General features: G+C 64.7%; 41 protein-coding genes. 25 read left to right on the top strand and 16 right to left on the bottom strand.

Annotated features, from left to right (window positions below; genetic code table 11):
- Nucleotides 1-188 precede the first annotated feature (188 nt).
- Nucleotides 189-1,391 (top strand): tyrosine-type recombinase/integrase, encoded by a 1,203-nt coding sequence (locus ACGTNF_RS15710; RefSeq protein ID WP_394602449.1) that lies wholly within the window; start codon nucleotides 189-191, stop codon nucleotides 1,389-1,391.
- On the opposite strand, the gene ACGTNF_RS15715 is transcribed toward ACGTNF_RS15710, so the two are convergent.
- From ACGTNF_RS15715 to ACGTNF_RS15790, 16 genes are all read right to left on the bottom strand, one after another.
- Nucleotides 1,388-1,573, bottom strand: coding sequence for a helix-turn-helix transcriptional regulator (locus ACGTNF_RS15715; protein ID WP_309653563.1), 186 nt, complete (start codon nucleotides 1,571-1,573; stop codon nucleotides 1,388-1,390). The genes ACGTNF_RS15710 and ACGTNF_RS15715 overlap by 4 nt on opposite strands.
- A 96-nt stretch (nucleotides 1,574-1,669) precedes the next feature.
- Nucleotides 1,670-2,116 carry a hypothetical protein gene (locus ACGTNF_RS15720; RefSeq protein ID WP_394602450.1) on the bottom strand — a complete coding sequence of 149 codons (447 nt, stop codon included), beginning with the start codon at nucleotides 2,114-2,116 and terminating at the stop codon, nucleotides 1,670-1,672.
- The gene (locus ACGTNF_RS15725) at nucleotides 2,113-2,235 is read right to left on the bottom strand and encodes a hypothetical protein (RefSeq protein WP_394602451.1); all 123 of its coding nucleotides are present in this window, start codon (nucleotides 2,233-2,235) and stop codon (nucleotides 2,113-2,115) included. Before ACGTNF_RS15725 ends, ACGTNF_RS15720 begins: the two co-directional genes overlap by 4 nt.
- The gene (locus tag ACGTNF_RS15730) at nucleotides 2,232-2,567 is read right to left on the bottom strand and encodes a hypothetical protein (RefSeq protein ID WP_394602452.1); all 336 of its coding nucleotides are present in this window, start codon (nucleotides 2,565-2,567) and stop codon (nucleotides 2,232-2,234) included. Before ACGTNF_RS15730 ends, ACGTNF_RS15725 begins: the two co-directional genes overlap by 4 nt.
- The gene (locus tag ACGTNF_RS15735) at nucleotides 2,564-2,815 is read right to left on the bottom strand and encodes a hypothetical protein (protein ID WP_394602453.1); all 252 of its coding nucleotides are present in this window, start codon (nucleotides 2,813-2,815) and stop codon (nucleotides 2,564-2,566) included. Before ACGTNF_RS15735 ends, ACGTNF_RS15730 begins: the two co-directional genes overlap by 4 nt.
- Before the next feature lie 44 nt (nucleotides 2,816-2,859).
- On the bottom strand, nucleotides 2,860-4,443 hold the full coding sequence (locus ACGTNF_RS15740; protein ID WP_394602454.1) for a DNA cytosine methyltransferase: 1,584 nt from the start codon (nucleotides 4,441-4,443) through the stop codon (nucleotides 2,860-2,862).
- A 234-nt stretch (nucleotides 4,444-4,677) separates the two neighbouring features.
- The gene (locus tag ACGTNF_RS15745; protein ID WP_394602455.1) at nucleotides 4,678-5,034 is read right to left on the bottom strand and encodes a hypothetical protein; all 357 of its coding nucleotides are present in this window, start codon (nucleotides 5,032-5,034) and stop codon (nucleotides 4,678-4,680) included.
- A 1-nt stretch (nucleotide 5,035) separates the two neighbouring features.
- Nucleotides 5,036-5,899, bottom strand: a complete 864-nt coding sequence (locus tag ACGTNF_RS15750) for a hypothetical protein (protein ID WP_394602456.1) — start codon at nucleotides 5,897-5,899, stop codon at nucleotides 5,036-5,038.
- 9 nt (nucleotides 5,900-5,908) lie between these two features.
- The gene (locus ACGTNF_RS15755) at nucleotides 5,909-6,724 is read right to left on the bottom strand and encodes a PD-(D/E)XK nuclease-like domain-containing protein (protein ID WP_394602457.1); all 816 of its coding nucleotides are present in this window, start codon (nucleotides 6,722-6,724) and stop codon (nucleotides 5,909-5,911) included.
- A gap of 72 nt (nucleotides 6,725-6,796) precedes the next feature.
- A complete protein-coding gene (locus ACGTNF_RS15760) occupies nucleotides 6,797-7,039 on the bottom strand; it encodes a hypothetical protein (protein ID WP_394602458.1) in 243 nt (80 codons plus the stop codon).
- Entirely contained in the window at nucleotides 7,036-7,275 is a 240-nt protein-coding gene (locus ACGTNF_RS15765) for a hypothetical protein (RefSeq protein WP_394602459.1), read from the bottom strand. Before ACGTNF_RS15765 ends, ACGTNF_RS15760 begins: the two co-directional genes overlap by 4 nt.
- Entirely contained in the window at nucleotides 7,272-7,595 is a 324-nt protein-coding gene (locus ACGTNF_RS15770) for a hypothetical protein (protein ID WP_394602460.1), read from the bottom strand. Before ACGTNF_RS15770 ends, ACGTNF_RS15765 begins: the two co-directional genes overlap by 4 nt.
- A 4-nt stretch (nucleotides 7,596-7,599) precedes the next feature.
- A complete protein-coding gene (locus tag ACGTNF_RS15775) occupies nucleotides 7,600-7,833 on the bottom strand; it encodes a hypothetical protein (protein ID WP_394602461.1) in 234 nt (77 codons plus the stop codon).
- The gene (locus tag ACGTNF_RS15780) at nucleotides 7,830-7,994 is read right to left on the bottom strand and encodes a hypothetical protein (RefSeq protein WP_394602462.1); all 165 of its coding nucleotides are present in this window, start codon (nucleotides 7,992-7,994) and stop codon (nucleotides 7,830-7,832) included. Before ACGTNF_RS15780 ends, ACGTNF_RS15775 begins: the two co-directional genes overlap by 4 nt.
- Nucleotides 7,991-8,143 carry a hypothetical protein gene (locus ACGTNF_RS15785; RefSeq protein ID WP_394602463.1) on the bottom strand — a complete coding sequence of 51 codons (153 nt, stop codon included), beginning with the start codon at nucleotides 8,141-8,143 and terminating at the stop codon, nucleotides 7,991-7,993. The genes ACGTNF_RS15780 and ACGTNF_RS15785 overlap by 4 nt, the downstream gene beginning before the upstream one ends.
- Nucleotides 8,144-8,688: 545 nt before the next feature.
- Nucleotides 8,689-9,546 carry a LexA family protein gene (locus ACGTNF_RS15790; RefSeq protein WP_394602464.1) on the bottom strand — a complete coding sequence of 286 codons (858 nt, stop codon included), beginning with the start codon at nucleotides 9,544-9,546 and terminating at the stop codon, nucleotides 8,689-8,691.
- Between ACGTNF_RS15790 and ACGTNF_RS15795 the strand changes: the two genes are divergently transcribed.
- The 24 genes from ACGTNF_RS15795 to ACGTNF_RS15910 all read left to right on the top strand — a co-directional run bounded on the left by ACGTNF_RS15795 (nucleotide 9,488) and on the right by ACGTNF_RS15910 (nucleotide 23,473).
- Nucleotides 9,488-9,676 (top strand): transcriptional regulator, encoded by a 189-nt coding sequence (locus tag ACGTNF_RS15795; RefSeq protein WP_394602465.1) that lies wholly within the window; start codon nucleotides 9,488-9,490, stop codon nucleotides 9,674-9,676. The genes ACGTNF_RS15790 and ACGTNF_RS15795 overlap by 59 nt on opposite strands.
- A 66-nt stretch (nucleotides 9,677-9,742) precedes the next feature.
- Nucleotides 9,743-10,231 (top strand): phage regulatory CII family protein, encoded by a 489-nt coding sequence (locus ACGTNF_RS15800; protein ID WP_394602466.1) that lies wholly within the window; start codon nucleotides 9,743-9,745, stop codon nucleotides 10,229-10,231.
- A gap of 65 nt (nucleotides 10,232-10,296) precedes the next feature.
- Nucleotides 10,297-10,992: a phage antirepressor KilAC domain-containing protein gene (locus tag ACGTNF_RS15805; protein ID WP_394602467.1), complete on the top strand. Its 696-nt coding sequence runs from the start codon at nucleotides 10,297-10,299 to the stop codon at nucleotides 10,990-10,992.
- A gap of 23 nt (nucleotides 10,993-11,015) precedes the next feature.
- Nucleotides 11,016-11,930, top strand: a complete 915-nt coding sequence (locus tag ACGTNF_RS15810; protein WP_394602468.1) for a helix-turn-helix domain-containing protein — start codon at nucleotides 11,016-11,018, stop codon at nucleotides 11,928-11,930.
- A 3-nt stretch (nucleotides 11,931-11,933) separates the two neighbouring features.
- On the top strand, nucleotides 11,934-12,686 hold the full coding sequence (locus ACGTNF_RS15815; RefSeq protein ID WP_394602469.1) for a hypothetical protein: 753 nt from the start codon (nucleotides 11,934-11,936) through the stop codon (nucleotides 12,684-12,686).
- A complete protein-coding gene (locus tag ACGTNF_RS15820) occupies nucleotides 12,683-12,991 on the top strand; it encodes a hypothetical protein (RefSeq protein WP_394602470.1) in 309 nt (102 codons plus the stop codon). Before ACGTNF_RS15815 ends, ACGTNF_RS15820 begins: the two co-directional genes overlap by 4 nt.
- Before the next feature lie 2 nt (nucleotides 12,992-12,993).
- Nucleotides 12,994-13,302: a hypothetical protein gene (locus ACGTNF_RS15825; RefSeq protein ID WP_394602471.1), complete on the top strand. Its 309-nt coding sequence runs from the start codon at nucleotides 12,994-12,996 to the stop codon at nucleotides 13,300-13,302.
- On the top strand, nucleotides 13,299-13,505 hold the full coding sequence (locus ACGTNF_RS15830; protein WP_394602472.1) for a hypothetical protein: 207 nt from the start codon (nucleotides 13,299-13,301) through the stop codon (nucleotides 13,503-13,505). Before ACGTNF_RS15825 ends, ACGTNF_RS15830 begins: the two co-directional genes overlap by 4 nt.
- Nucleotides 13,502-14,014: a hypothetical protein gene (locus tag ACGTNF_RS15835; RefSeq protein ID WP_394602473.1), complete on the top strand. Its 513-nt coding sequence runs from the start codon at nucleotides 13,502-13,504 to the stop codon at nucleotides 14,012-14,014. Before ACGTNF_RS15830 ends, ACGTNF_RS15835 begins: the two co-directional genes overlap by 4 nt.
- On the top strand, nucleotides 14,011-14,163 hold the full coding sequence (locus ACGTNF_RS15840; protein ID WP_394602474.1) for a hypothetical protein: 153 nt from the start codon (nucleotides 14,011-14,013) through the stop codon (nucleotides 14,161-14,163). Before ACGTNF_RS15835 ends, ACGTNF_RS15840 begins: the two co-directional genes overlap by 4 nt.
- Nucleotides 14,160-14,606 (top strand): HNH endonuclease signature motif containing protein, encoded by a 447-nt coding sequence (locus tag ACGTNF_RS15845; protein ID WP_394602475.1) that lies wholly within the window; start codon nucleotides 14,160-14,162, stop codon nucleotides 14,604-14,606. Before ACGTNF_RS15840 ends, ACGTNF_RS15845 begins: the two co-directional genes overlap by 4 nt.
- Nucleotides 14,606-15,076 carry a RuvC family protein gene (locus ACGTNF_RS15850; protein WP_394602476.1) on the top strand — a complete coding sequence of 157 codons (471 nt, stop codon included), beginning with the start codon at nucleotides 14,606-14,608 and terminating at the stop codon, nucleotides 15,074-15,076. The genes ACGTNF_RS15845 and ACGTNF_RS15850 overlap by 1 nt, the downstream gene beginning before the upstream one ends.
- A gap of 121 nt (nucleotides 15,077-15,197) precedes the next feature.
- A complete protein-coding gene (locus ACGTNF_RS15855) occupies nucleotides 15,198-15,413 on the top strand; it encodes a hypothetical protein (RefSeq protein ID WP_394602477.1) in 216 nt (71 codons plus the stop codon).
- Nucleotides 15,410-15,592 carry a hypothetical protein gene (locus ACGTNF_RS15860; RefSeq protein WP_394602478.1) on the top strand — a complete coding sequence of 61 codons (183 nt, stop codon included), beginning with the start codon at nucleotides 15,410-15,412 and terminating at the stop codon, nucleotides 15,590-15,592. Before ACGTNF_RS15855 ends, ACGTNF_RS15860 begins: the two co-directional genes overlap by 4 nt.
- Nucleotides 15,589-16,203 carry a hypothetical protein gene (locus ACGTNF_RS15865; RefSeq protein WP_394602479.1) on the top strand — a complete coding sequence of 205 codons (615 nt, stop codon included), beginning with the start codon at nucleotides 15,589-15,591 and terminating at the stop codon, nucleotides 16,201-16,203. Before ACGTNF_RS15860 ends, ACGTNF_RS15865 begins: the two co-directional genes overlap by 4 nt.
- Nucleotides 16,203-17,087 carry an HNH endonuclease signature motif containing protein gene (locus tag ACGTNF_RS15870; protein WP_394602480.1) on the top strand — a complete coding sequence of 295 codons (885 nt, stop codon included), beginning with the start codon at nucleotides 16,203-16,205 and terminating at the stop codon, nucleotides 17,085-17,087. The genes ACGTNF_RS15865 and ACGTNF_RS15870 overlap by 1 nt, the downstream gene beginning before the upstream one ends.
- A gap of 354 nt (nucleotides 17,088-17,441) precedes the next feature.
- Nucleotides 17,442-18,038 (top strand): N-acetylmuramoyl-L-alanine amidase, encoded by a 597-nt coding sequence (locus ACGTNF_RS15875; protein ID WP_394602481.1) that lies wholly within the window; start codon nucleotides 17,442-17,444, stop codon nucleotides 18,036-18,038.
- 2 nt (nucleotides 18,039-18,040) lie between these two features.
- On the top strand, nucleotides 18,041-18,367 hold the full coding sequence (locus ACGTNF_RS15880) for a hypothetical protein (RefSeq protein WP_394602482.1): 327 nt from the start codon (nucleotides 18,041-18,043) through the stop codon (nucleotides 18,365-18,367).
- Nucleotides 18,364-18,951 (top strand): 3TM-type holin, encoded by a 588-nt coding sequence (locus ACGTNF_RS15885; protein ID WP_394602483.1) that lies wholly within the window; start codon nucleotides 18,364-18,366, stop codon nucleotides 18,949-18,951. Before ACGTNF_RS15880 ends, ACGTNF_RS15885 begins: the two co-directional genes overlap by 4 nt.
- A gap of 25 nt (nucleotides 18,952-18,976) precedes the next feature.
- Complete coding sequence (locus ACGTNF_RS15890) at nucleotides 18,977-19,171, top strand: hypothetical protein (protein ID WP_394602484.1); 195 nt, start codon at nucleotides 18,977-18,979, stop codon at nucleotides 19,169-19,171.
- 124 nt (nucleotides 19,172-19,295) lie between these two features.
- Complete coding sequence (locus ACGTNF_RS15895; protein WP_394602485.1) at nucleotides 19,296-19,754, top strand: hypothetical protein; 459 nt, start codon at nucleotides 19,296-19,298, stop codon at nucleotides 19,752-19,754.
- Nucleotides 19,717-21,036, top strand: a complete 1,320-nt coding sequence (locus tag ACGTNF_RS15900; RefSeq protein ID WP_394602486.1) for a terminase large subunit domain-containing protein — start codon at nucleotides 19,717-19,719, stop codon at nucleotides 21,034-21,036. Before ACGTNF_RS15895 ends, ACGTNF_RS15900 begins: the two co-directional genes overlap by 38 nt.
- An 8-nt stretch (nucleotides 21,037-21,044) precedes the next feature.
- Entirely contained in the window at nucleotides 21,045-22,457 is a 1,413-nt protein-coding gene (locus tag ACGTNF_RS15905; RefSeq protein ID WP_394602487.1) for a DUF4055 domain-containing protein, read from the top strand.
- Nucleotides 22,457-23,473: a phage minor head protein gene (locus tag ACGTNF_RS15910; RefSeq protein WP_394602488.1), complete on the top strand. Its 1,017-nt coding sequence runs from the start codon at nucleotides 22,457-22,459 to the stop codon at nucleotides 23,471-23,473. The genes ACGTNF_RS15905 and ACGTNF_RS15910 overlap by 1 nt, the downstream gene beginning before the upstream one ends.
- The last annotated feature ends 76 nt before the right edge of the window (nucleotides 23,474-23,549 follow it).

Genomic DNA, 23,549 nt, shown 5'->3' on the forward strand with positions numbered 1-23,549 from the left:
TGATGATCGATAACTGATAGTCCGATTCCACCGCCATCCACTGTTCTTCCGCACCCTTCCGGGCAGATTCAGCAATTCCCGCCTTTACGCCCGCCGACACCTTCCATAAGCATCCATGCTCCATTCATATGCATCCGGCTCATGTGTGAGTAAGATTGTGAGTACGCCCACCCCTTACTCACAATGCCATGCCGATCTCCGATACCAAGGCGCGGAACGCCAAGCCGCGCGAGAAGCTCTACCGCATCGCTGACGGGCACGGCCTGTGCCTCGAGGTGCGCCCGTCCGGCCGCAAGGTCTGGCGTCTCCGATACCGCCTGGATGGCAAGGCCAACATGTGGACCATCGGAGACTATCCACAGGTGAAGCTCGGCCCGGCCCGCGAACAGCGGGAATGGGGCCGGGAACTGATCGCCCGCGGCATACACCCCCGCGACCAGACCGAGCGCGACAAGCAGGCCCGCCAGGCCGAGCAGGCGCAGACCTTTCGCAACGTCGCGGAGGAGTGGCTCGAGAAGCGCGCCGGCGAGTGGACGGCCTACTACAAGGGTCAGGTGCGAAAGGGGCTCGACAACGACATCTATCCCGCCTTCGGCGATAAGCCGATCCGCGAGGTGGAGGCGGCCGACGTGCTCGACCTGATCCGCGGCGTGGAGAAGCGGGGCGCGCCGTCCGTCGCGCTGCTGCTGCGCCAGTGGGTAAGCGCGATCTTCCGCTACGGCATCATCAACCTGCAGGCCGACACCGACCCGGCGTCGTTCATCAAGGGCGCGGTGTCACGGCCAAAGGTGAAGCACGCCACGGCGCTTCCCGAGAAGGATCTGCGCGTGCTGCTGGGCCAGCTCGAAGTGTTCGGCGGCTACCGCACAACGCGGCTCGCCATCGAGCTACTGCTGCTGACCATGGTCCGCACCGTCGAACTGCGCCGCGGGCGCTGGGCGGACGTGGACCTGGAGGATGCTATCTGGCGCATACCGGAAGCCGACATGAAGATGCGCCGACCCCACCTGGTGCCGCTTTCCAAGCAGGCGGTGGAGAAGCTCAAGGAGCTGAAGGAGTACACAGGGGGAAGGGAGTTGCTGCTGCCCGGCATGAAGAACCCTCGCCAGCCGATCCATCACACGACGATCAACCAGGCGCTGGTCCGAATGGGCTTCGGGAAGGGGAAGTTCGCGGCCCATGGCTTCCGGGCCACAGCCTCGACCGTTCTGAACGAACAAGGCTGGAACCCGGACGCGATCGAGCGACAGCTGGCCCACGCGCCGGCAAACCGGACGCGCGCGAGCTACAACCACGCTCAGCACATGGACGAGAGGAAGGAAATGATGCAGTGGTGGGCGGATCATCTGGACCGGCTGAAGCGGCCCAAGGAGGGCGGCGAGGAAGGCTAGGACGCCTTCTTCCACTCGGCGGCGATCCAGTCGTCGATTTCGGACTCGAGCCACAGGCGTTTGCCGTGCATCAGCTTCCCGGGCGGGAAGGCGCCGTTGGCGATCCAGTCGTAGATCTTGCTCTTCTTGAATCCCACCTTGCGCTCGAGCTCGTGCAAGGGGAGCAGGCGGTCATGGGGCATATCGTCCTCCAGAAACAGGAAAGCCGCCCGTGGGCGGCGATGTGCGGGATATTGCTCAATATCGGGCGAGGCGGCGGTTTCTGAGCGGTATGGTGCTCATTCGCCGGCATCTGCCATCGCCGGCCTGATTTCCACCACCTCGCTGTCGAGGTGTCGCGCATTGCCTCGGGCGCGTGCCTCGCGGAGCATGCGCTGCCATTCATCGACAAGCTCGCCCAGCATTACCGCCTGGCCGATGTCGCCATCCACCTCCTCGAGATAGGCGCCGTCATCGGTCACGAAGCGCGCCGTCACCCGGAGGTGCCAGCGGTGCGGGGCCGCCTCGGCATAGTCCGCCAGCTGCTGCCGGTCACCGGCCGCCGTCATCGCCGGGAACTTCCACTGGCCGTGCAGTTCGTCGCCGACCGGGATCGCCCTGAACACCATGCCGTGCATCTTGCGCCGGGCGCGGTCGATATAGCGGTCGATGCCGGCCCGGCCCATGCGGGCGGCGCGGTTCATGCGCCCGGCCTTGGCCTGGGCGCGGCGCTGGGCGCGGTTCATGCCTCGCCCTCCAGCCATGTCTCGATGCTGGCCTGCGCCTCGGCCTGCCAGGCGGCCATATCGCCCCAGGCGCCGAACACCTCGATGCTCTCGACCCAATCCGTCTGCTGTTCGCTCATGACGACTCCTTGGCCTCCCGGGCCTCTCCGAACTCCTGCCAATGCCCGCGGGCCTGGGCTGACCATTCAGCCGACCGTTTCTGTCGGCCGCCGCGCATGATCGGCGTGCGCAGCGCCTCCCGCAGCGTCATGCCGCCTTTGCGGGGATTGGTCCGGGCGCGTACCGTCTCTGGCTTGAGGCCGTGGCGACGGCATAGCGCCTCGAACTTGAGCCGCCTGGCCACTCTCCGGGCGTTGTTCTTGTCGCGCCCGTTAGGCGTCTTCTCGGCGGGCGTCTCGATGCGCTGGCCATCGGCGTCGAGGCGCCAGGTGTCACGCGTCGCGAGTTTCATGCGGCGGCCTCCTTCAACGCTGATTCCAGAATGTGAACGATGCCGGTGCCGGCGGCGGCCGGCAGGTGCTCGCCTGCATATAGCCTGGCCTTGGCCATGGCACCGCGCAGCCGATCATTCTCAGCGGCCAGCTCGGCATTCTCGGCGGCGCGCTCTTCGTTGAGCGCCACGATCTGCTCGAACGCCGGGTCACTGCCCGGAAGTGGGTCGAGCATGTGGCATTGCGATGCCTTGATTGCTTGGTTCATGGTGCCTCCAGAAAGAAGAAAGGCCGCTAGGCGGCCTGGATGCGTTACGCTGCTGCCGTCTCTGGCGCAGGCATGAAACGACGCTCATGAGTGAAGTTGGCCTCGACGATCGCGCGAGCCATCGGTGGGCAGACGCTGTTGCCGATCAGGCGCACCTGTTGGTACTTCGGCACCGCACGGCCTCCGGCTTCGGCGAACTGGTAGCCATCGGGGAAGCCCTGGGCGGCTGCGAGCTCGTGGGGCTGGAGCATTCGCATGCCGATGTCGATGATGGCGTACTGCTCGCCATCGATGGTCACGGTCACCAGCTGGAAGCGATCTTTTGTTGTGACCGTCGGTGCTGGCGCTCGGAGGTCGCGTCCAGTCTCTCCTGAGCCACTGCCGTAGTAGGGCGCAAGAAACGCGGCCACGGCCGCGGCATGGGTGCCACCGGCGCAGACGGTCGGCATCGGCTCCCGTGGGTCACGCCCGCCGCGCTCGCTGCCCTTGAGGTTCAGTAGGCTCACAGCGACAGGGGCGTTGTGGTCGGTGGCCGTGATCGTCGGCAGCGGCTTGCGCAGGTCGTCGCCGACGACGCCTGTGTAGTGCTTGGCCAGGAAGGCCGAGACCAGCGCATGCTTTTGGCCACCAGCGGCCACGGTGCCGAGCGGTCGGTGCATATCGAGGACGCGGGGCGCTTGGCCGGCACGTTCGCCATAGCCGGTTTGCACCAGGCTGGGGGCCACTAGGGCGAAGCTGCCGCCCTTGGGCCAAGCGGTGACTGTGCGTAGCGGTTCGCTGATGCTGTTGACCAGCTCGCTGCCGTTGCCGTAGTTGGCGATCGGCACGATGAAGGGCTCGCCGCTCTCGACCACGTATCGCATCACGCCCTTGGCGATCCGGCGCAGGGTCGCATCGGCCAGCGGCCGCGCCCGGTCGAAGATGCTCGGACAGGGAATCGACCAGTCGATGCAGCTGGCGGCAGTGGCCCATGGCTTGAGCTTTCCGCGGCGAACAGCCGGGGTGGCTGGGTCACCGTGGGTCGGCTTTGGCCAAACAATAGGGATCCCATCGCGGCGTGCGATCAAGAACAGCCGGCGGCGAATGGTCGGGGCGCCGAAGTCGCATGCACGCAACACACGCCAATCCACTTGGTAGCCATGGCGCTGCAATGCGCGCACGAAACCACGGAACGTCTGCCCCTTGCGGGCGGGGTCAGGCACGATGCGCCCCTGGCCGTCCTTCATCAGTGGCCCCCAGTCGAGGAATTCCTCGACGTTCTCGAGGCAGATCACTCGCGGCTTCACCTTCGCCGCCCAGCGGGCGGCCACCCAGGCCAGTCCGCGCACGCTCTTGCTTACCGGCCGGCCTCCTTTCGCCTTGCTGTGGTGCCGGCAATCCGGCGAGAGCCAGGCGAGCCCCACTGGCTGACCGTGCACCGCCTGCTCGGGGTCGATGTCCCAGACGTCGGCGATGGCATGCTCGCTGCCCGGGTGGTTGGCGGTATGCACCGCGATGGCGGTGGCGTCGTGATTGATTGCGAGGTCTACCGAGCGGCCCAGTGCCTGCTCGATACCCTCGCTGGCACCCCCGCCACCGGCGAAGTTGTCGACCACCAGCTCGTGGCCGAACAGGTTGAGGCTCGTCATGATTTTCTCCCAGAATGAAAAGCCCCGCATTAGCGGGGCCTAGTAGTGATTGAGTCGCCGCGCCCGTCGCCTGGCTCGGCGTGAACTTCAGCGACCGACCAGTCTTGAGCGGTGGCTGTCAGCATCTGCCCGATGGCGAGCATCATGTTCATGCGGCTTATGCTCCTGCTGATACTGAAAAGCCCGCGCGTGGCGGGCTCTGCTGGAAGGGCGCTCTAGCACACCGCTGGCGTGCTAGAACGGGATTTCATCCGACGGATCTGCGGGCGGCGGCTGCGGTTGGCTCTGCTGCTGGCCATAGGCGCCTTGTTGCTGGCCGTATCCTCCTTGCTGCGACTGCTGGCCATACCCACCTCCCTGCTGCCCGCCGCCGCTCTGTCGATCCATCTTGAAGCACGACAGCAGAACGCTGTCCTTGTTGTCGGGGTTCGGCACGCCGGCAGGGTTGAACCAGCGGTTCAGGATGATGAACTCGCCGCCGTCGTCGTTTTTCATCAGCGAGCCAATGTTCTGCCAGCGCCCCTTCATCTGCCCCTGGTTGTCTTGGTATTCGCCAGTTTTTACTGCGATGTCGCGGATTTTCGTGGCCATTTCAGGCTCCTTGGGTTTCAGGTTGGGTGTTGCTCTGCGCTTGCTTGAGTTCGGCGTTCAGGTCGCCAGCCGATCCCTCATGGCTTCGCATGGTGAAGAAGTCAGCAGCCTGCGCTTGGCCGCTCTTGATGCTGTTGTAGACCGCCTGAAGCGTGGCGATGTCTTCCGGCAGGCAGTCGTCCAGGCTCTTGTTCAGGTGCGCCGCCAGATGAGTGGCCTTGACGCCATAACGGCCAAACGCCTCGACCATCCGGCGCACGCGGTCGGCGACAGGCTCCTGGCTGGATCCGGCCAGCGTCTGACGGCACTGGTGCACAGCAGCGTCAACGAGGTCAGGCGGCAGGATGGCCAGCAGCCGTGCCCGAAGGCGCCGGCCGCCCATGTTGGCGGTGATCTCGTAGATGTCGCGCTCGTCGGTCAGCGCCTTGCCGCCGCCCCGCGTGTCGCGGATATGGCGAACCGTGAACTTCTGGCTGCTGTAGGTATTGGTCTCCACATCCCAGGCATAGGCCTCCATCTCGCTGTTGCCATCTTGCCGTGACAGCTCGCGGATCCCGTAGTCGATGTTCCCCCAGCAGCGGGCCAGCTCCTCGGCCAGCCGGATCGACGGGCCGCTGACTTTCTGCCCGCCGCGCGGGTAGGCGTACTCACCAACGGCTGCCAGGGCTGGGCGCTGACAGCTCGTCATGATCTTCGAGTAGGCCAGAGCCTCATCGCGCGGGAACTGCTTGGCTAGCAGCAGCTTGCCCTGTGCCTCGGTGACGGCCCGGCTCTGCTCGATGTGCACCGTGCCGTGATTGACGTGATGGGCCATGTCGCGGCCGCCGAATGGATTGCTTTGCTGGTGCTGAACTTGCTGTTCCATGATCGTCTCCTACTGCGCCCAGGGCGGCAGCGATAGCGTCTCGATACCCGGCCAGTCATCGGCCTGCCGGCACTCGTGATAGACCTGCAGGTCTCGTTGGTAGGCGAAGCGCCCGGCGTCCTTGGCAGCCTGATCCAAGCTGAATAGCCGCACCGGGTAGCGGCCGCACTCGATGCTCGTGCTGACCACCAGGAATAGAAAGGCCCGCGGCGACTCGCCAAACTGCTCGGCATAGCCATCGCTGTAGAACGGATCCTGAACGTGATAGCGGTAGTCGTAGACCGAGCGCGCAAACTTGCCCATGTCAGCCGTGGTCTTCACGTCCATCAGCCAGCCCAGCTTGGGCAGCGCCTTATCCGGCCTGCAGCGGCACAGCTCGCCAGTGATCGTGTCGCGCCAGTAGATCGACGCCTCGACATCGCCCTCCGACTCCACCAGGAACCGGGCATGAGGATGCGCCATGACGCTCTCCCGGATCAGGTGCACCTTGCGCCCCTCTGAGTGACTGAGCACCGTCTTGTCACCCAGCAGCTCCTCAAAATCCGCCCACTTGGCCTTGCCCTCTTTCGTGTTCTTCGGTGCATCCGGCCCGATGGCGTACTCTGCCTCGAACCGGTGCGGCTCAAGAATCAGGGCGTGCACAGCATCACCGATGTTCAGCGCCGCCTTTTTCTCCTCGTCTTCCGGTGCGGTTCGCGACCACTGCAGCAGCGCCGGCGATCGGTGCAGCAGGTCAAGCTGCGACTTCGACACACCAGGCCCCGAGTGATAGGCGTCATTCGGCACGTCCGGGTAGTAGCCCGGCTGTGCAATGCCCTGGCTCATAGTGATATGCTCCTAATCGATTCGTGTTCGGATCATCCGGCCCGCCCTCGCCCCAAACGAGAGCGGGCTTTTTCATTCCTTAGCAGGCCAGCCAAGGTGGGCGCGCACGATCGCCTCTGCATCATCCAAAAACCCTTCATCCCTGATGACGATGCTCTGCGTCTTTCGATAGCCACGCCCCTCGCCAATCCCCAGGCTGATACTCCAGCCCTTGCCGCCAAATGCGATGCTGTAGACCTTGAAAGATTGCTGCTTTAGCCAGCCAGGGAGCGCATCAAGACCTTTCTTGTTGCAAAGGATGAAAGACTTACTCATGCGCCCTCCTTCGCCCACTGCTCGGCAGCGGCCTTGATGTCGTCGTCTTTCAGCCGGTTGATCGCCATGTGATACAGCGTCTCCCGCTGCGCCTCGTCGGCCAGCCAGTCGACAAACTGCTCGGCGGCGATCTCGCATTCACCCTCTAGCAGTGCCTCAAGCTTGGTGGGCGGCGCTTCGGGGTCGAATTGCGGGAAATGCGTGGACGTGCTGTTGATGTCGATGGCTGCGCTCATGCGGCCTCCTTGTCGATCCGGTGCTCAGCGATCCAGGCGGCGAGCTTGTCGCGCTGCTGGGCCAGGGTGCATTCGTGCTCGGCGACGAACTCGGGCGTCATGCCCTCGGCGGTGTCGTTCCCCTTGGGATCGATCGTCGCCCAGCTCAGGTAGGCGTCGGCCGGCGGGCGGCCGGGAAAGAATGCCGTGACGGTCGAGCGCGTATGGCCGTTGGCGTCGAACTCGACGTGGTGCTTGATGCTCCATCCGGTCTGTCCTCGGCCGGCGGCGGCCAGCGACTGGATGCTGGCCAGCAGGGCCTGCTGTTCAGTGGTGATCATGGCCTCACCTCCTGTCGGTGTTCTGGTCTGCCCAATGCGGCCCGATGATCGGGCGGCGGGCGCGCTCCTCGCTCTCGGCGAGCCGGCGCTGGTGCTCACGCCAGTCGCGCCGCTCCAGCCAGACGCCGAGCATCACGAATGCGCCGATCACGATTAGGCAGCAGAGGAGGAGGGCGAGGGCGGTGGAGTAGCCGCCCTGGGCGAGGTTCTGGATGATCGTGTTTGTGGGTGCGCTCATGATGCTCTCCGGGTGACGGTGGTGATCGTCGGCTTGTCGATGCCGGCCTTGTGCGCCGCTCTCAGCGCTTGTCGCTTGCTGCCGAACGGACTGCCCGGCAGATCGCAGCGCGGCGTCAGGCGGCCGCCGTGGCGGTCCCAGGCGATGTATTTCGAGCTCATGAGTCCAGCTCCCACGGATCGGCCAGCTCTCGTTCCAGCCGCTTCTCGTCGAGATAGTGGTCCAGCTCAATGCGCCGGCTGGTGGCCGCGATGGCGTCGTCGATCTCGCGCTCGCGCTCTTTCGGGGTCTTGGGCAGAAGGGTGTCCATGGCGATCTCCATGACGTGGGCGCGGCCCGCCGTGGCGAGCCCGCAGGCAGAAAAAAGCCGCCCGGAGGCGGCAATGCAGGGAATCGGGGATGCTCTAGTGCATCTGAGAAGGCTCTGATTCCAGACGCCTTCTCGGATGCAGCCCCTGGTGCGGCAGGGGCTGCCGGTATCGGTCTCTCACGCAGCGCGGCATCGCTCTCTGCCGACGCTCAGCGGGCTCTACCCGCCTCTTGCGCCACGCCAGGGGCTAGCCGTCTCCGGTGTGTCCTGGCGCCCCGCTAGGGCCGCTGCGCTCGCCAGCGCGGCGTGTTGCCGGCTGTCGCCCCTTGTACCCGGGGAGGGAGTGACTGGTTGTTAAAGAGCGCCGGCTGGGCCGGGTCGGTGGGGCGCTGAGCCCGTCGACGAACTCAATGTAAGTCATACTTTCCTCGCGAGTCAATACAAAGGTAAGAAATTCTTTCCCATGATGGTAAGCGACTGTTTTCTCGGGCACAAAAAAAGCCCGCACAAGGCGGGCTCTCTTACTATCTGCTGATTGTGGGCTGCTAGTGCTTCCGCAAGATCATCTGCGCCATCACCACGCCGATGATTCGGCAGTCTTCGGTGAGGTCCATGTACTGCTCGCGCCAGTCCTTGTTCATGACCTTGAGCATGGGGCCGACGCCCGGCTCGACGATGTACCGCTTGAACGTCGCTTCGGCGCCGCCGTGCTGCTCGCACTGCACCACCACGTCGTCGCCTGATACCGGCTCAACATCGGGATCGATGAAGATCAGCGTGCCGGGCGCGTATACCTCGATCATCGACTCGCCGCGGACGCGAAGGCCGAAGGCCTTGGGGCCACATCCTGGTGGCGCTGGGTAGTACTCAAGATCGACATCCTGGTGCGTCATAGCCTCCGTCCATGCTCCGGCCTGCACCCAGCTGATCACGGGAACCTGGCCGCCCATACGGGGCGCCTCGTCGAACGCATCCGTATCTACACCGGCACCAGTGAAGAAATAGATCAGCGGCTTCCCGGTGGCAGTGGCCACGTTGCGCAGGTTCTCCGCTGACGGACTGGTTTTGCCCTTCTCCCACTGCGCTACGGCAGGCCGCGACACTCCCAGCGTGGTTGCGAGCTGCTGTTGGGTCATGCCCGCCTCTTTGCGAGCCCTCGTGATTCGCTGACCAACCTTCTCATCTTCCGTCATTCCTTCATCACTCGGCATTGAACTGCCTGAAAGTGTGAAAGGAGAGCTTACGCCATTCAACGGAAGAATGGCTTGCTCTATAGGGTAAGTCTGACTTACACTGCGGTCAACGACATTAAGCATGGATTTCCCTATGACCCCGGAACAAGCAATGCAAGAAGCCATCCGGATCGCCGGCGGCCCCGCCGCACTGGCTCGCGCCATCGGCATCAGCTCCCAGGCCGTTTCTCAGTGGAGCATCGTCCCGGCCGTTCGCGTCATGGCTGTCGTCAAGGCGACCGGGGGCAAAGTGAAGGCCAAACAACTGCGTCCCGATGTATTTGGCGCGGTCGCCGCCTGACCCACACCCATAAGATAACCCGCGCCACCGATTAGCGGCATCGGCAAATCATAGGAGCGTTTCCACATGGATAAGCATCAGGGGCCAATCATGCGCGACATGGATTCTTTCATCGATCCGGTCCACGACGCCGCCTTCGCCAACTGCATCAAGCGCATGGCCGGCAACGTGGGCATGTCCGCCAAGAGCCTCTATCGCCGCCTGGATGAAAACGACGCTATGCCGCTGCGATTCAGCGATGCCGTCGCGATCTTCTGGACCGTCGACGAGGACAGCCGTCAGCGCATCCTGCAGCCGTTCCTCGATGACATGGGGCTGGTGGCTATCCCGGCAGCGAAAGCCCGTGAGGGTGCCGATCTGCTCGATCTGATGACCGATCACCAAGTGTCGTTCGGCAACGTGGCGTCGACCGTTCGCGATGCCATTGCGGATCGCAAGATCGATGCCCGGGAGCGGGCCGAGATTGCTCAGGTGGTGCAGGAAGAGATCGACGCGCTGTGCGCCCTGCGTGCGGCACTGGAAGGGATGGCCGAGCCGAAGCTGGCGAAGGCTTAAACGCAAAAACGCCCGGCGTGCTGGGGAGCAAGGACCGGGCGCTTTCACCAAAGGATGAATCGAGTATGAACGACATCATCGAAACCGGCAAGCCCACCATGAGCAGTCGCGAAATCGCCCTGCTGACGGGTCATCGTCACGACCAAGTACTCAGGACGGCGCGCACCCTGGCCGAGCAAGGGGTCACACAATCTGTGGAGACCCTCTATGTCCACGAGCAGAACGGCCAGAAGTATCCCGAGCACCAGATGAACAAGCGCGACTCTCTGGTCCTGGTTGCCCGCCTGTCTCCTGAGTTCACTGCAACAGTCGTCGATCGCTGGCAGGAGCTCGAGCAGCAGGTCGTCAAGCCCGCCCTGCCCGATTTCACCAACCCGGTCGAAGCTGCTCGCGCATGGGCCGATGAGGTTGAGAGCAAGTTGCGCGCGGAAGCCGCCCTCGAGCACGCCAAGCCTGCCGTCGAGTTCGTCGAGCGCTACGTCTCTGCCGACTCTGGAAACAAGGGATTCCGGCAGGTCGCCAAGCTGCTACAGGCCAACGAGCGCGAGTTCCGGGCATTCCTTCAAGACAGCCGCGTCATGTACCGCCTGGGCGGCGAGTGGATGCCCTATCAGCAGCACATCGACGCCGACCGATTCGTCGTCAAAACCGGCGTCACCGATGACGGCGGCCACTCCTACAGCCAGTCCAAATTCACGCCCAAGGGCGTCAACTGGATTGCCGGCCTGTGGGCTCAGCACAAGATCGCAGGTGCCGCATGAGCGTAGAAGCAATGAGCTGGGCCATGAACCAGCAAACCGTCACCGACTCCGGCGCGCGCTTCGTGCTCGTGGGCTTGGCCAACCATGCCGACAAGCATGGTCGCCACGCATTCCCGTCTAACGCCACGCTGGCCGAATACACCGGCCTGACGGGCCGCACCGTCACGCGCAAGATCAACGATCTGCTGTCGGCGGGCATCATCAAGATGGGCAATCAGGCCATCGCAGCGGCTCACATTGAGCGGGCCGACCAGCGTCCCGTGGTTTACGACATCGTGATGGCCGACCTTCCCGCAAAACGGGGTGACAGGAAGTCATCCCGCAAGAAACGGGGTGACACTGGTGCAGCAACGGGGTGTCATTCTGACGCGAACGGGGTGACATCCATGCAGGAACGGGGTGACACAGTGTCACCCGAACCGTCCTTTGAACCGTCCATGGAACCATCCAATGAACCGGTTGCGCCGGGGGCTTCGCCCTCCGGTCGCGATCTGATCGGCGAGGTGGTCGAGGATTCCCCGCAAGACGACGAGCCCCGCGTCGCCATCCCTGCCGACATGCCCGGCCCCAAGGACCAGGGGGCCAAGACGTTCAAGCCCTGGGCGAACTACGCGATCACCTACCGTCGCCGCTACGGCGTGTACCCGATCTGGAACGCCAAGGTGGCCGGGCAGATGGGTCAGCTGGTTGACCGCGTTGGTGCCGGCCTGGCCCCGGGCGTCGCCGCGTACTTCCTGAGCATCAACAGCCAGTACTACGTCGCCAAGGGCCACCCCGTGGGCCTGCTGCTCGCCGACTGCGAAAACATCGCGATGCAGATGCAGACCGGCCAGCAGATGACCGCCACCCGTGCCCGCCAGATGGACGGCACGCAAGCCAACGCCAGCGCCGCCGACGAGGCCAAGCGCCTACTGGCTGCGTCCGGATGGGAGGACTGAGCCATGCCGCTGACACGCCAAGACGCCGAGGAGCTGCTGGAGCAGCTGTACGCCACCGCCGAGGTGCTGGGCAGCGAGATCAAGCCCGCCGCCGCGACGCTGATGATCCGCGACCTGCGTGACCACGGGCGGGGCGAGGTGGAGCAGGCCCTGGCCCGCTGCCGCTCCGAGATCAATGGCCGGCTGACCCTGGCTTCGATCCTCGACCGCATGCCGTCCGCGAATGCCCACCTGACCCCGAACGAGGCCTGGTCTGTCGTGCTGGAGGCCCAGGACGAACAGCGCACGATCCTCTGGACCGACGAGATTGCCGCCGCCGCTGGCGTGGCCCGCCCGATCCTCGATGAGGGCGACAAGGTGGGCGCCCGCATGGCCTTCATCGCCGCCTATGAGCGCGAGGTGACCAACGCCAAGACCGAGGGTCGCGCGCCCCGCTGGTGGCCGTCTCTAGGCGACAACAAGGAGCTGCGTCGCGAGGCCATCGAGAAGGGTATCGAGAAGGGGCTGCTGCCGGCGCCGAAGGTCGAGCACCTCCTGCCCGCGCCGGAACGCCCGCAAGACGAGCCTGGCGGCAACCCGGAGAACGTCAAGGCGGCGCTGGATCAGCTGCGCTCCATCCTTGACGAGAGCAACAGCAAGGCTCGCCGGGAGCGCGAGGAGCGCGAGTCCGAACTCGAGCGCCGTCGCCAGAAGATGCTCGACGAGGCCGAGAAGCGCATGAGCGAAGACCCGAACGGCAAGCGGAGGACCGCATGACCGCACTGCAGCCCACGGTATTCGAGCGCGGCCTGCGCTCCACCGAGGAGATCATCGGCCGCGCGCCGGAGCCTCAGCCGGAACACCCGCGCAAGAAGCGTCAGCGCACCGCCGCCGAGTTCGAGGATGGCCCGCGTCGCCAGCGTATCGCGCTCCTGGCTGTGTCTCGGCGCCCCACCAAGCAGGCGCTGGCCGACGAGATCGATGTCAGTCGCGGCAGCGTCAGCAACTGGTGCAGCGGCAGCCGCCGAGTGCCCGATCACCACATCGCCAAGCTCGAAGCCATCGCCTGCGGGAGGGCATGACCATGGCCACAGTGACCCACATGACGCCGCGCCGCGGCCGCCGCCTCGACAACCCGCACAGCCAGCTGGGCCGGACCTACCTCGTGCTCCGCGACGCCGCCGGCTGGCTCCAGCTCCACGAGATCGCCGACGCCATCCTCGATCGCTTCGGCCAGCAGGACAGTCACGCCGCCGTCTCGGCGCGCATCCGCGAGCTGCGTCGCTACGGCCAGACCGTCGCCAGCCAGGAGGTGCCGGGGGATGCCGGCACCCGGCCGCACGAGTATCGGCTGTATGTCGTCGAGGGCGAAGGGCCGGGAGGTGCCGCATGAACGCTGACTACATCGCTGGGCGCGAAGCCCGGAGCAGGAATCTCTCGGCCAGCGAGTGCCCGCATCCCAGCCGGCCCTCGGAGACCGGCGCGCCGGTGGAGGAGCGCGAGGCCTCGCCCATGTGCCGCCGGCACTGGTGGCTGGCCGGATGGCACGACAAGGACATCGAGCTCGGGTATCGGGTCAGCGGGGTGGCGGCATGAGCACACCCAAGCCGAAACCCTATGTCTCCCGCGCCTCGACCCTGCAGGACGCCCTGGCCGCCGTCGCCCGCCTGCCGGGCGTGATGACCACTGCCATCCAGCAGTGGGGTGAAATCGAGATTGTGGTCCGCAAGCGCGAGCCGAAGCGCTCCCTCGACCAGAACCGGCTGCAGCGCCTGTGGTGCCGTGAGGCGAGCGAGCAGGGCGACATGACGGCCGAGGAGTATCGCGGCCAGATGAAGCTCCACCACGGCATCGCGATCCTGCGCCGGGATGATGAGCAGTTCTGCGATGCCTATGACCGCCTGGTCGGGTGGCGCCCCTACGAGGAGAAGCTGGCGTTCATGCAGGAGCCCATCGACTTCCAGGTGACTCGCTGGATGAGCAAACGGCAGAAGGCCGAATACCTGAACGCCGTTTATGTGGACTTCACCGGCCGCGGCTTCCGCCTGACGGACCCCGGCCTCAAGGGCATCGGCCCGGACCAGTATCGCGAGGTGGCGGCATGAGTGACGACGCGCTGTTCTTCATCCTCTTTGGCCCGATCCTTCTCTGGTGGGCATGGGACCAGTACAAGTGGGAAAAGACGCTCAAGCGTTGGCATCAGGAAGACCAGGAGACGCGCGCGCGGATCCGCCGCCGGAGGGATGCCGCATGAAGCGCACGCCATTGAAGCGAAGGACCGAGCTCAAGAACCGCGGCGAGCTCAAGGCCAAGGCGCCGATGGAGCGCAAGCCCATGGAGCGCCGCCGCAAGCCCAAGCGCCAGGCGGCCAACGACAACCGCTGGCGGTCGCCGGCCTATCTGCGCTGGGTCCGCCAGCAGCCATGCGCCCGCTGCGGGTCGCCGGCGGACGACGCCCACCATGTGATCGGCCTGCACTGGGGGCTCTCCGGCATGGGCACCACGGCCCCGGACAGCTACGCCATGCCCGTCTGCCGGGCGTGCCACCTGGACGTGCACCGGCTGCCCGAGCTGCAGCGGTGCCAGCCCGGGTGGCTGCGCCACACCATCGCCCGAGGCGTGCGGGAGTTCGGTGGCGACATCGGTCAGGCCCTGCGCGAGGCATGGGCATTCATCGACGAGAAGGAGGTGGCCTGATGATCGTAGGAATCGACCCGGGGCAAACAGGCGGCATTGCCGGAATCGCAAACACCGGAGAGTGCCTGGCCATCCCTATGCCGGTCATGGGCAAAGACATCGATGGTCACGAAATCGCCGCACGCCTAAAGGTGCTGCGCCCCGACATGGTGATCCTCGAGAAGGTCCACGCCATGCCCAAGCAGGGCGTCTCCAGCACGTTCAAGTTCGGCATGGGCTTCGGGCTGGTGATCGGCGTGTGTGAGGCGCTGAGCATCCCCTATCGGCTGGTCACGCCCCAGGCCTGGAAGAAGGTCGTGCTGGCCGGGACCGCCAAGGACAAGGACGCAGCGGTGGCTTTCGTGCGCCGGGCTTATCCCTCCATCGACCTGACGCCAGGCCGCAAGCGGGTGCCGCATGACGGCATGGCGGATGCGGTATGCCTGGCCGAGTACGGCCGCCAGCAGCTCAAGCTCGAGGTGACGGCATGACGGCGGCAGTTTATCCGCTCCAGAGGATAGGCAGCGGTTTATCCCCTGTAGCGGATATGGGCGACAAGCAGGCCGAGAAGCCGCCCGAGCGGCGCTACGTGAACAAGCCGAGGAGGGTGTGATGAGCAAGCCGAACTGGATCCAGGCGCCGGAGTGGGCCGATTCGCTGGTGCAGCGCGAAGACGGGCGCTGGGTGTTCTTCGAGGGCGAGGCCTTCGTCTTCGACGGCATCCCGGGCGGCGAGTGGGTCAGCGAGACGAACCGGCATGAGCCGATGGGGTTCTCTGAGCCGCCGCCTAATGATGGGTGGCGCAAAACTCTGGAGCGCCGCCCTTGAAATGGGTAAAGCGCAACGCCGACAGCATCCAGAGCGGGGAGTGGATCATCAGCCGGGCCCGCTGGGGCGACGGTGAGCTGTTCACCCTCTGGCGCGGCACGGAACGAATCGACAGCTACGGCACGGCAGGCGCAGCGAAGCAGGCAGCAGAGCGGGCAACCAAGGAGAAAGCGGCATGATCACCACCGAACCGAAACTGGCCTGGGCCATGGCCATGGACAGCGGCGTCCGCTCCCAGCTGGGACCGATTATGGAAGATCTCGAGAGCGGCGGCCGGGTGCAGTACAGCACCCGGGGCGGGGCGGGGGCCAGCCATGGCTCCGACTATGCGCCGGTCTATGCCGAGATCACCCGCATGGAGCGCGAGGAGCCTGTGCTGGCGGCGATCGGGCATTTCCTGTGCCATCCCTCGACCGATCAGGCGAACGCCTTTCTCGACGATGCTGTGGCGGCTGTCGAGGCCAAGGTGATCGAGAGCATCCCGAACTGGGGCGATGGGCAGGTCTGGCGCAAGGCCAAGAAGGCGAAAATCCACTGGCTGGTGCACGTCGCCTTGATCGAACGGCAGCGCAATCTCTCTAACGAGCGCGCCGCCTGGACGCCCGAGACCGTGCGTGAGGTGCTGGCTGACTGGTATGGCGTGGCAATCGTAACCAAGGACTGGGCTCGCGACTGGCTGCCAGTCTGGGCGGTTATTCAGTCATCGATCAGCTTCTTGGAGGGAGAGGCCATGGATCCAATCAGCAACGTCATTGGTGATGTCGTGAGGCGATACAGGAGGGCTGCCTGATGAAAGTTGTGGCGGTGAGGCAAATTAACGGTTGTGACGTAGCTTTTGCCAGGGGCGGCTGGTTCAACGCTGACGAGATGGCGGCGGCCTACGGAAAAGAGATTTCGGCTTGGATGTCGCGACCAAGCATGAAGGATAGGCTCGCCGCAGTGGCGCGGCGAAGCAGTGTGGCGGGCGGGAAGGTTGTAACTCGTAGTCGCCAGCGATTGCACCCCGGTGTTTGGCTGCACCCATGTCTGGCGGACACGCTAGGCGCATGGCTTGGCGTGGAGGCTGCGGATTGGTTGGAAGTGGCTGTCGATCAGGTGAAAAGGCACGGAGATCAATTCCTAAAGCGCTCTGCGCTCGATAGGTATTACCTGCTGGAGTGCTTCCTCCACGATACGGAGAGCGGGCTTTTAGTCTGGAGGGTTGATCGACCGCCATCTCATTTTCCGTCGCCGACGACCTATGTCAAATGGCGGGATCAGAATGCGGGCGCTGTTGCGGGGTGGCCTGAAAAGCCCGGCTACCTCATGGTCTCGCTAGATGGCGTTAGGCTGTGGCAGCACCACGTGGTTTTAGCCATGAATGGGATTGAGATACCCGACGGCATGGAGGTGGACCACATAAACGGCAACCCCTCTGATAACCGACTGGAAAATCTCCGCGTGGTTGATAGATCCACAAACAGGAGGAACTCAAGGATGCATTCGAACAACACCAGTGGCGCCAATGGCATTGCCGTATGCTCCGGTAAGAGGCCTTACATGGCAGTTGGCGGCGCCAATGGCGTGCGGGCATATATTGGAAATTACGCGACGCTTCGGGAGGCGATGAGGGCTAGGAAGGAATGGGAGAGGAAGGTAGGCGGTTTTACGGAGCGTCATGGCACAAAAGATTGACTTTGCGCTCAATTCGGTTATTATAAATCAAGCTGGACGGCGCTACGCTCAAACAGCTAATCAAATCAAAGCCTCGCCATCGTGCGGGGCTTTTTGCGTTCCGGCCTGCCATGCGTAGGCACGGATACGGCCCCGTCTCCGGGCGCGGCCAGCTCAAGACCATGTGAGGCTCCGCGCTGCATGGCACTGCCCGAGACGCCGGGCACTTACATTGCGCCCTGGCCTTGAGCCGGGGCGTTGTCGTTTCTGGCGCCGTGCCGGCTTACTCCCGGCCCCGAGACAGCGGCGCCGCCCTTTCGGCCTTCTCCCGGCCTGCCCGCCACGCGACGGGCTTTTGTCTTCTTGAGGTGCCCGATGGCGCGATGGATTGATGAAGTCGCCGCCATCCCGGCAGCGCCTCCGCAGCAGCAGACGGTGATGGTCTCCGCTGGTCACTCCAGCACCGACCCTGGCGCCGTCGCCCATGGCTGCGTCGAGGCCGACATCGCCGTGGCGCTGCGCGATCTGATCAGCGATGCGCTGGCCGCTCAAGGCATCAAGCACGCGACCGACGGGCGTGGCGACGAGAATCTGCCGCTCGGCCAGGCCGTCAAGCTGGCCGCCCAAGCCGACATCGCCGTGGAGATCCATTGCAACGCCGCCGCATCCTCGCAGGCCTCCGGCGTGGAGACGCTTTCTCACGAGAGCGACTACCCGCTGGCCGGCGCGCTCTGCGCTACCGTGGCCGACGTGCTAGGCATCCCCAATCGGGGCGCCAAGCCGGAGAACAGCGGCCAGCACCACCGGCTCGCTTTCGTCAGCGACGGCGGCGGCATCATCCTCGAAACATTCTTTCTCACCAGCAAGCGCGACCTGGCCTCCTATCTGGCGGGCAGGCGCTCGCTTGCCGATGAGCTGGCCCGCGTCATCGCGTCGGCGGCTCGACAGCCTGGCGGCAAGGCGGCCTCGTGACTATGCAACAGATTCCCCAGCCTGATAGCCAGCTCGACAGGATTGAGGCGGGCGTCAACCAGCTCAATCAGCGAATGGCTCGCCTGGAAGAACGCCAGGCCGGCCAGGGTGCGAAGCTGGAGTCGCACGAGTCACAGATCGGCGAGCACGCCGGGCGAATCCATAGCCTCGAGCTTCAGCACGCTGTCGCCAAGGCCACCGCTGGCCAGCAAGGCAAGCAGCTTATGGGGCGCTGGAGCGCAGTAGGCGCCACTGGCCTAGTGGTCCTCGGTGCCATTGCTGCGGCCATCGGGAAAGCCATCACCAACATGATAGGGATCGGGCCATGAGCGTGGAGTGGAAAGATGCCGTTGCCGCCGTTGCCAAGGTCGCGCCCGCCGTGGCCTCTGCGCTTGGCAGCCCTGTGGCTGGCGGTATCGCTGCTGGGGCCGCCAGCATGGTCACTGGCCTGCTGGGCATCGAGAACACTGCCGAGGGCGTACTGGCGGCGACGCAAAACCCGGAGAAGCGGGCCGAGCTGATCCGTATCAATAACGAGCACCAACGCGAGCTGGAGAAGCTGCGCATCGAGGGCGAGATGGCCCAGGCGCAGGAGTACACCAAGCGCCTAGCCGAGACGCAGAAGACCATGCGCGCCGAGCTTGAGAGCGAAAGCACCTACCGGGCCGGCTGGCGACCCTTCGGCGGCTGGGTGCTGATGGGCTGCTTCGCCCTCCTCGACCTCGCCATGGTGTTCGCCATCGGCACCGACCCCGCCATCGTCGGCGATCCCGAGTTCACTGGCCTGCTGATCTGGCTGATCGTGGCTCAGGGCGCCCTGCAAGGGGTCAATATCAAGAAGCGCAGCGACGACAAGGCACTGGCCGTGGGTGAGCGCCCGCGCAGCTTCATGGACGCGATCAGGGGGAAATGATGACTGGATTTGGAGAGGGTTAAGCATGGGCGACGTAATTCAGATGCACCAGCCGCCGAAGGATGGCGACGTGACATTCATGCTCTGCCCTTGCACCGAGGAAGGCGTGCCGTTCGCCGTGGCGGCGGTCGTCGCTGACGAGCCGTTCGTGGCTTTCCTCAAGTGCCCAGAATGTGAGCAAGAGGTGCCGGTGAGCAATGGCGTCATCGGCGCAGAGTGACACCCAGCAGCACCGGAGGTGATCGGGCCTTGTGCCTGTATCTCGCTGCGGCGAAGCGAAACGACCGCGAGCGCCGGCCTGTCGTGAGGGAGTGAGGCGCATCTACTGAACAGGAAGCCCGAATATGGCACGACCCACCAAGTACAAGGCTGCGTTCGCCGAGCAGGCCCGCAAGCTGTGCTTGCTGGGCGCCACAGACGCAGAGATGGCCGACTTCTTCGAGGTCAGCGAGCAGACGCTGAACGCCTGGAAGAAGGCTCACCCGGCGTTTCTTGAGTCCCTAAAAAGCGGGAAGGTGATGGCCGACGCCGAAGTCGCCTCACGCCTGTATGAGCGCGCACTCGGGTACAGCCACCCCGAGGAGAAGGTGTTCAACAATCAGGGGGAGATCGTCACTCACCAGACGACCAAGCACTACCCGCCTGACACGACCGCTGCGGCCATTTGGCTGAATAATCGCAAGCCTGACCGTTGGCGGAACAAGCCAGAGCCAGACGGACAGGACGACACGCCTACGCCGGTAAATGTCGTCTTCAAGGTGCAGGATGCCAGCGACCCAGATCGAAAACGAGGCGACACTTAACCGCCCGCAAGGCCAGTTCCTGGCGATGCCGCAGAAGTTCCGGGCCTATGTGGCCGGCTTCGGCTCCGGCAAGACATGGGTAGGTTGCTCGGGCATTGGGGCGCACGCCTGGCAGCACCCCGGCATCAATATGGGGTACTTCGCGCCGACCTACCCGCAGATCCGCGACATCTTCTACCCGACCATCGAGGAGGCGTCTCACGCCATCGGCTTGCGCGCCGAGGTGCGCGAGTCAAACCGCGAGGTCCATCTGTACAACGGGCGGCAGTATCGCTCGACGGTAATCTGCCGCTCGATGGATAAGCCCGGCAGTATCGTCGGCTTCAAGATCGGGCATGCCCTGGTAGACGAGCTCGACTTGATGGCCACCGCCAAGGCTGAGATGGCCTGGCGGAAGATCATGGCGCGCATGCGCTACAAGGTCGACGGCCTCAAGAACGGTATCGACGTGACGACGACGCCCGAGGGCTTCAAGTTCGTCCACCAGCAGTTCGTCAAGGCGCTGCGCGACAAACCGTCCATGGCTCAGCGCTACGGACTGGTGCAGGCTTCGACCTATGACAACGAAGCGAACCTGCCAGATGACTACATCGACTCGCTACTGGAGGCCTATCCGCCGCAGTTGATCGACGCCTATCTGCGCGGCCAGTTCGTCAACCTTGCCACCGGCACCGTCTATCGCCAGTTCAGCCGCACGCTCAATGCCTGTCGCGATGAACACCAGGCAGGCGAGGCGCTATTCATCGGCATGGACTTCAACGTCGGCAAGATGGCTGCCGTGACTCATGTGAAGCGCGATGGCGAGCCACGAGCGGTTGACGAGATCATGGGTGCTTACGACACCCCCGATATGATCCGCCGCATCAAGGAGCGCTACTGGCGCTATGACGGCAGCGACTACATCAAGGCGTGCGAGATCCATATCTACCCTGATGCGTCGGGTGATTCTCGCCGCTCGGTAAATGCGTCGACGACTGACATAGCGCAGCTTCGTGATGCCGGCTTCCGCGTGGTGGTGAATGCTGCCAATCCGCCGGTCAAGGATCGCATCAACTCAATGAATGCCGCCCTGTGCAACGCGAAGGGCGAGCGTCGCTACAAGGTCAACATCGACCGCTGCCCTGGTTACGCCGATGCCTTAGAGCAGCAAGCGTGGAATCTTCAGGGCGAGCCGGACAAGTCGCACGATACCGACCACCCGAACGATGCCGCCGGGTACTTCATCGTAAAGGAATACCCAATCATCAAACCGGCCAGCATCGGCCCCATCAAGTTCATGTGAGGACATCCATGCCTGCTGACACGCCCCACCCGCTGTACAAGTCGCACGAGGCGCGCGCGTCACGGGTGCGAGATGCCGTCTCTGGCACCGATGCCATCAAGGCTGGCGGCGAGACGTACCTGCCCAATCCGTCAGGCCGCATCAGTCTGCTGCCGGAGGGTGAGCAGGAGGCCGCCGAGGCGCGTTACCACGCCTACCTGACGCGGGCGTTCTGGCTCGGCGTGACGGGGCGCACTCATGAGGGGCTGCTGGGCGCGATCTTCCGCAAGGCGCCGACCGTGGAGCTGCCGAGCGCAATCGAGTACATGCGCGACGATGCGGATGGCTCAGGCCTGGCGCTCGAGCAGTTCGGGCGCCTGACCTCATCCGCGCTACTGACCTCGGGCCGGCACAGCATCCTCGTGGATTACCCCGAGGCCGAGGATGGACTGACCCGCGAGCAGACGCGCGGCCTGCGCGCCACCCTGCGAAGCTACGACAGCCAGAGCATCATCAACTGGCGCCGCGAGGGCGAGCAGATCACTCTCGTGGTTCTGCGTGAGACCTACGAGACCGATCAGAGTGACCAGTTCGAGCGCGTGCTGGATTACCAGTATCGCGTGCTATCTCTCGAGGATGGTCGCTATGTGCAGACCGTCTACCGCGACAACGTGGAAGTACCCCAGGCGCGCATCGAGCCACGCATGGCCAATGGTGAGCCTTGGGCGGTGATTCCCTTCGTGTTCGTGGGTGCGGTGCTCAACGATGAGGCGCCTGACAAGCCGGTGCTGCTAGACCTCGCCGACGCCAACATTGCGCACTACCAGTCGAGCGCCGACCGCCGCGAGGGCAGCCATATCGTCGGCCAGCCAATGTTCCATATCGACATCGGCAACATGGACGCGGACACCTGGAAGAAGCTCAACCCCGGTGGCGTGACGGTCGGTAGCCGCCAGGGCATCCAGACCCAGGGCGGCAAGGCCGAGCTGATCCAGGCCGAGCCGCAGGACATGGCGCGGCAGGACATGCAGGACGCCAAGGAAGACATGAAGGCCATCGGCGCCCGCCTGATCGACAGCCGGGGCGGCAACGAGACCGCCGAGGGCGTGCGTGCACGCTCCGGCGCCGAGCACTCGGCGCTGGCCAGCGTAGCGATCAACGTGGGCGATGCGCTGGAGAAGGCGCTGGAGTTCGCTGCCATCTTCATGACCGATGCCAACGTCTTCGAGCAGATCACCGTCACGCTGAACCAGGAGTTCTACGAAGAAGGCGCCGACCCGCAGATGATCGCCGCGCGCATTCAGGAGCTGGATCGTGGCGTGATCGCCATGCAGGACTATCGCGCCTGGAGTCGCCGCAAGGGGCTGATCAGCAGCGACCGAACCGACGAGGACATCCAGGCCGACGTGCAGGCCGGCGGGACTAGTCTTGGGGTGATGTAATGACATCCGACGTTAAGCTGCTCGAGAGACTGATCCGCCATCAGATCCATGTGCAGCGGTTCGGCGGTAGCCAGGTCAAGAAAGCGCTCCCCATCATCCGCGAGTTGGCCCGCGAGCTGCGCGCGCGCATCGCCGAGGGTGGTGCGACCGACTTCCAGATGGCACGCATGACCGCCCTGGAAGCCGATCTGCGCTTCATCGTGGCCGACCGCGCCAGCCAGATACAGCAGCAACTCGACCTTGAGGACTTCGCCGTTCAGGAGGTCGGCTTCACCGAGCGCCTGCTGGGTGCGGCGGTATCGGTCGATCTGGCCGAAGGCGTGACGCCAGAACTGGTGCGCGGTCTGACTACCCGGCGCAAGATGCGCCTGGTCAGTGGCGACACCATCAAGGAGCTGACCATCCCGCAGATGTGGGATGAGTTCGCCGGGGCGGTAGCCAAGGACGCCCGGCGCGTGGTCGAGAAAGGCATTCTGGCCGGCGACACTCAGCAGCAGATGGCGCGAGGCGTGGCCGAGGTGGTCACGACGCGCAGCCGCCGACAGGCCGAGACGGTCGTCAGGACAGCATCCAACGGCATCGGCGATGCGGCGCGCGGCATGGTCTACGACGCCAATGCCGATCTGCTCGAGGGTGAGCGCTTCATCGCCACGCTCGATTCTCGGGTCACTTTGACGTGCGCCGGCTTCGACCAGACCGTTCACCCGCTGGGCCAGGGGCCGCGCCCGCCGCTGCACTACGGCTGCCGATCGCTGCGCGTGCCGGTGGTCAAGGAGCAGTACCGCGTCGCCATCCAGGGGGAGCGGGCGTCGATGGATGGGCCGGTCTCGAACCAGCTCACGTTCGGCGGTTTCCTGCGCAACCAGTCGGCCGAATTCCAGGACGACTACCTCGGGCCGGCGCGGGCCAGGCTGTTCCGCGCGGGCACGATCAAGATCGAGCAGTTCACCGACAACCAGGGGCGACCGCTGTCGCTCGACGAGCTGGCCGCTCGGTATGACCTGACGATGCAGTAGCCGATCACCACTCACCACGAGCCCCGCCACCGAGCGGGGCTTTTTCATGCCTGTTCGCCAGGCGCCCATCGTCCGC

Origin of the sequence: Halomonas sp. B23F22_10 (assembly GCF_043496975.1) — a bacterium.
GTDB classification, from domain to species: Bacteria; Pseudomonadota; Gammaproteobacteria; order Pseudomonadales; family Halomonadaceae; genus Halomonas; species Halomonas smyrnensis.